This window comes from Frankia sp. AgPm24, from assembly GCF_023243055.1.
Taxonomy (GTDB): domain Bacteria; phylum Actinomycetota; class Actinomycetes; order Frankiales; family Frankiaceae; genus Frankia; species Frankia umida.
The window spans coordinates 1-6,043 of the sequence record NZ_JALKFW010000030.1; the positions used below are offsets into that span (position 1 = coordinate 1).

Genomic DNA, 6,043 nt, shown 5'->3' on the forward strand with positions numbered 1-6,043 from the left:
CAGCGGCACCGACAGCACGGCGAGCTGCGACTTCACTCGCTTACCCACGGCCAGCCAGGTCCGTTCACCCGCCGCCACCGACCACTCCTCCACCGGCCACCCCGCCCCCCGCGCCACCTGCAACAACGCCACATCCGGATTCACCGCCACCGGATTACCCACCGCCCGCAACAACGGCAGATCCGACTGGCTGTCCGCATACGCCCACGACACCGACAGATCCGCCCCCACCAGCCGCGCGTGATGCGCCACGAACGCCGCCCGCGCATCACCCACCAACGGCGACGACGCCAACCGGCCCGTGCACAACCCGTCCGGCCCCACCTCCAACCGGGCCGCCACCACATCGTCGAACAACGGCGCCAGCGGCGCCGTCACCGCCTCCAACGCCCCCGTCAACAACACCGTCCGATGCCCCGCCGCCCGATGCTCCCGCACCCGACGAATCCCCGCCGGACGCACCCGACGCAACAACACCTCCCCAGCCGCCTGCGCCACCAGCCGCTCCAACTCCAGCGGATCCACCCCCGCGTACCGGGCGTACACCGCCCGCATCAGATGACCCCGATCCCGACGTTCCGCCCGCACATAACCCGGCAACGCCGCCGCCAACCCCGCAAGCTCCCGCACCCGCGCGACCCCACCCAGATCCGACAACCGCATCCACAGATACGACTCCACCACCGACGCCGACGCCACCGCCCCATCCAGATCGAACACCGCCAGCACCCCCTCACCCGCCGGCAGATGCCCCGACAACCGCCGCGGCGACGCCGCCGCCCGCGGCCGACGCAACACCGCCGTCACCGCCGGACAGTGCACCCGACACAGATAGTGCTCCCAGTCGATCGCACACGGATCGAACCCGAACTCCACCTGATCCGAGGCATCCATCGACTCGTGCAACACCCGCGTCGCGTCATCGACATACACCAGCTCCGCCTTCGTGTACGCCCGGTACACATCCGAATAGCGCCGCAGAAACGCCACCCGCGCCTGCGCCCGCTCCAACTGCCCCGCCACCTGACGCACCCGCATCGACGACGTCGGCACCTGCGACAACACCCGACCCGCAGCCCCCACCAGCCGCTCACTACGCCGCAACCGCGACTCCGCCGCCGCCGCCCCCGCGAACGGCCACTGCGGAACCCCGATCGCCCCCCGACCCCGCTGCGGCAACGGATCCGTCAGAAAATACTCCCGCACATGCTCGTACAACTGCTGGAACCGCAACGGATTACGAAAACCCGAACACACCGTGTAATACGCCGGGGAATCCACCGGCGGCACCGCCGCCGCCGCCGCCAACGTCGCGTTCACCACCAGATCAATCGGAATGATGTCCACCACCGCGTCCGGCGACGCCGGGAAGTCCGGCAACTCACCCCGCCCATACGCCAGAATCAGCGGCTCGGCCATCTTGAACCCCTCGATCCACCCGGGGAACGGCCGCCGCAACGCACTCTCGATGATCGACGGACGGATCACCGTCAACGGCAGATCCCCGTGATGCTCCTCCAACCAGCGTTCCCCCAACGCCTTCGTGAACGTGTACGCATCCGTCCACCCCAGCACCTGCGCCCGCTCACCACCCGCCGACACCAACCGGCGCGCCACCCACTCCCGGCGCAACCGCTCCGCCTCACCCGAGACCGTCTGCGCCCCCGCCGCCTCGAACCGCACCCGCCCCGCCCGCCGGAACCGCGCCGAGTTCTCCGGCGACCGCGACGCGTCCTCGATCTGCTCCCGCACCCGGGACGCGAACGCCTGCTCCACCCGCCAGTCCACCTCATGCGGCAGCGGACCCTCCGCGATATGCCCCGAACGCAACCCCGCCACATACGCCGTCGACACATGCACCAGATGCGGACGCGCCCCACCCGCCCGCAACGCCCGCAACAGCTCCTGCAACCCACCCACGTTGATCCGGAACGCGTCATCGATCGGCGGATCGAAGGACACCTCACCCGCGCAGTGCACCACCACGTCGATGTCCGCCGGCAGGTCCGGCACCGACGCCAGATCCCCCTCGATCACCTCCACCCGGCGCGCCACCAGCTCCGCCAGCCCCGCCGCACCCATCTGCTCCCGCAACGCCCGAAACGCCGGCTTACGCAGCATCCGGGTCACCCGCGCCGACCCCGAATGACTACCCCGCGGACGCACCAGCGCCACCACGGACGTCTCCGGAAAATCCGACAGCAACCGCTCCAGCAGCGCCTCGCCCATGAACCCGGTCACCCCGGTCACCAGCACCCGCCGACCCGCGAGCCGCTCGCGCAGCCCCACCATGGACCTCCGCTGCCCCTGGCCCGGACACCCCCACAGGCATCCACGCCGCACCGACCGGACCGGCGGACGCCCATCCGGAAACACACCCGAGCGGACGCGACGAACCCGTCCGTGCGACGCCAGCCCACCCACCCGGCCGACCGGTGCCCCAGTCGCAGTACGCACGGAAACCTACCGTCCACCCCACACCGACGATGCACCCCGCCCACTAACCGGGTGCGCCACCCGCCGCCGCACCCCGCACCACACCACCCACATCCCCACCAGTCACCCCACCGGCGGCCCCACCCGCCTCGGCGCCGACGCCAGCGCCGACCTCGGCCAACGCCGCCGTCAACCGGCCACACGCCGAGGAGATCCCATACCGCGCCCCCAACCGCGCCACCTCCGCCGCGTCCACCGCCGCGGCCGGCAACGCCCACGCCACCGGCCCGATCGGCACATCCCGCACCACCGCCACCACGCCCACCGCCGCCGCCAGATACTCCCGCGCCCCCACCAACCGCCGAAACACCGCACCCGACACACCGTCCACCGACCCGGTCGGCCCCGCCGCCACCACCGCCGCCCGCACCGCCGCCAACGACCCGAACCGGTTCAACAACGCCGACGCCGTCTTCGCCCCGATCCCCGCCACCCCCGGCAACCCGTCACTGGGATCCCCCCGCAACACCGCGAAATCCGCATACACCCGACCCGGAATGTCATACCGCGCCGACACCGACGCCTCATCCACCACCGCGAACCGCTCCACCGCATACCGCACCCGCACCCCGGCCGCGTCATCCACCAACTGGAACAGATCACGGTCCCCGGTCAGCACATCCACCCCACCCGACCCGCGAAACCGCGTCGCGAGCGTCCCGATCACATCATCGGCCTCGAACCCCGCCGCCTGCACCCGCGCGATCCCGAACGCGTCCAACACCGCGTCGATGACCGGAAGCTGCCGCTGCAGGTCCTCCTCCACCTCCTCCACCACCCCACCCGAACCAGCCACACCCGCGTCGCCACCGGCCACCCGATGCGCCTTGTACGACGCCAGCAACGCCACCCGAAACGCCGGCCGCCAGTCCGCGTCGAAACACGCCACCACCGCACCCGGACGCACCTCGAGAATCTGCCTCGCCAGCACATCCAGCAGACCCCGCACCGCGTTCACCGGCATCCCATCCGGCGCCCGCACCGACCGCGGCACCCCGTAGAACGACCGGAAGTACAACGACGGCGTATCCGCCAGCAGCAACCCGCCACCACCACGCCCACTCACCGAACACCACCTCCCGTCCACCACAACCGAACCGTCACCACAGCCGAGCGCACCGACCCACGACACACCAACCGACCGTAGCCACTGTCCCACCGGGACCAGGCAACGGACCAGAAACCCACCCCAACCACCCCACTCACCTGCGTACGCTCCGGATCGTGCTGGAAGATCTCGACCGACGAATCGTGCAGATGCTGTGCCGAGACGGGCGCATGAGTTTCACCGACCTGGGCCGCGCCACCGGCCTGTCGGTCTCCGCCGTCCATCAGCGCGTCCGCCGCCTCGAACAACGCGGAGTCATCACCTCCTACACCGCGCTGGTCGACCACACCCAGATCGGCCTGCCCCTCACCGCCTTCGTCTCGATCACCCCGATCGACCCGAGCCAACCCGACGACGCCGCCGAACGCCTCACCCACATCGTCGAGATCGAGGCCTGCCACAGCGTCGCCGGCGAGGAAAGCTACCTGCTCAAGGTCCGCGTCGCCACCCCCGCCGCCCTCGAAACCCTCCTGCAACGCATCCGCGCCGCCGCCGGCGTGTCCACCCGCACCCTCGTCGTACTCTCCACCCCCTACGAAGGCCGCCCCCCCGCCCTGTAGGACCCCCCAGCCCCCCAGACATCCCCTCGGGCACACTCGCCCCGTGCCCACCACCCCCCACCCCCGCACCGTGCTCTACCTCGGCGGCCACATCCACACCGTCACCCCACCACCCCCCACCGCCACCGCGGCACACCGCGCCGCACCCACCACCGCGGCGCCGGCCACCGCCATGCTCACCACCGGCGACACCATCACCTGGATCGGCACCGACGACCAGGCCCCCACCCGCACCGCCGACACCGTCCTGCACCTCGACGGCGCCCTGATCACCCCCGCCTTCGTCGACGCCCACCTGCACACCACCGCCACCGGCCTCGCCCTCACCGGCCTCGACCTCACCACCAGCCCCACCCGCACCGCCGCCCTCGACGCCCTCGCCACCCACGCCCGCCACCACCGCCACCACACCCTGTTCGGCACCGGCTGGGACGAGACCCGCTGGCCCGAGAACACACCCCCCACCGCGGGCGACCTCGACCGCGCCACCCACGGCGCCCCCGTCTACCTCGCCCGCGTCGACGGCCACACCGCCGTCATCTCCACCGCGCTCGCCGCCACCGCCCACGCCGCCGACCACCCCGGCTGGCACCCCACCGGCCTGGTCACCGGCGACGCCCACCACCACGCCCGACGCACCGCCGACGCCACCCTGACCACCGGCCAACGCCACGCCGCCTGGGACACCGTCCGCACCCGCGCCGCCACCCTCGGCATCGCCGCCCTGCACGAAATGGCCGGCCCCGACGTCTCCAGCGCCGACGACCTCACCGGCCTGCTCACCCACGCCGCCACCACCCCCGGCCCCACCATCCTCGGCTACTGGGCCGGTGACCTGCCCACCGCCGACACCCTCGGCGCCCGCTGGGGCGGCGACACCTTCGTCGACGGCTCCCTGGGCTCCCACACCGCCGCCCTGCACACCCCCTACGCCGACGCCCCCCACCACGGCACCCTGCACCTGGACACCGACACCATCCGCGACATCGCCCTGACCTGCGCCGCCACCGGCCGCCAGACCGGCTTCCACACCATCGGCGACGCCGCCATCACCACCGTCCTCGACGGCCTCGACGCCGCCGCCACCCACCTCGGACCCCACCGACGCCACACCCTCACCACCGCCCGCCACCGCCTCGAACACGCCGAAATGATCACCCCCGCGCACCTACCCCGCATCGCCGCCCTCGGCCTGGTCATCTCCACCCAACCCGCCTTCGACGCCCGCTGGGGCGGCCCCCACAACCTCTACACCACCCGCCTGGGACCCACCCGCGCCGCCACCCTCAACCCCTACGCCACCCTCACCCACGCCGGCATCCCCCTCGCCTTCGGCTCCGACGCCCCCGTCACCCCCCTCGACCCCTGGGGCGCCGTCCACGCCGCCACCACCCACCACACCCCCACCGCCCGCCTGCACCCCCACACCGCCCTGGACGCCGCCACCCGCGGCGGCTGGTACGCCGCCCACGCCGACCACGACGGCCACGGCACCCTCGCCCCCGGCCACCCCGCCACCTACGCCATCTGGACCCACCACCCCACCACCAGCCCACACCCCACCGCCCTGCCCGACCCGACCGCACCCACCCCCACCTGCCGCCGCACCGTCCTGCGCGGCCAGATCCTCCACGACACCCTCACCTGAACCCCGCCAGCCCCACACCCACCCCAGCCGCCGGCCCACAACCCACCCACACGCCACACCCGGCAGCCGCCGTGGCCCACACGCCCGTCATGACCGAAACTGGACCGGTGACAGCGACGCCGGCCCCCCCCCCCCCCCCCCCCCCCCCGGGGGGCGCGCCCCCCCCCCCCCCCCCCCCCCCCCCCCCCCCCCCCCCCCCCCCCCCCCCCCCCCCCCCCCCCCCCCCCCCCC

Annotated in this window: 4 protein-coding genes; 2 read left to right on the forward strand and 2 right to left on the reverse strand. The window is 72.9% G+C overall.

Annotated elements, in window-relative coordinates:
* Positions 1-2,289, reverse strand: a 2,289-nt coding sequence (locus tag MXD61_RS05240) for an SDR family oxidoreductase (protein ID WP_248811720.1), incomplete at its 3' end; no start/stop codon positions are given.
* A gap of 211 nt (positions 2,290-2,500) precedes the next feature.
* Entirely contained in the window at positions 2,501-3,562 is a 1,062-nt protein-coding gene (locus tag MXD61_RS05245) for a 5'-3' exonuclease H3TH domain-containing protein (RefSeq protein WP_248811719.1), read from the reverse strand.
* A 161-nt stretch (positions 3,563-3,723) separates the two neighbouring features.
* Here MXD61_RS05245 and MXD61_RS05250 point away from each other — a divergent pair, with 161 nt between their 5' ends.
* Together MXD61_RS05250 and MXD61_RS05255 are read left to right on the forward strand one after the other, a co-directional pair.
* Positions 3,724-4,164: an Lrp/AsnC family transcriptional regulator gene (locus tag MXD61_RS05250; protein ID WP_283097509.1), complete on the forward strand. Its 441-nt coding sequence runs from the start codon at positions 3,724-3,726 to the stop codon at positions 4,162-4,164.
* 43 nt (positions 4,165-4,207) lie between these two features.
* Positions 4,208-5,812 carry an amidohydrolase gene (locus MXD61_RS05255; protein WP_374628467.1) on the forward strand — a complete coding sequence of 535 codons (1,605 nt, stop codon included), beginning with the start codon at positions 4,208-4,210 and terminating at the stop codon, positions 5,810-5,812.
* The last annotated feature ends 231 nt before the right edge of the window (positions 5,813-6,043 follow it).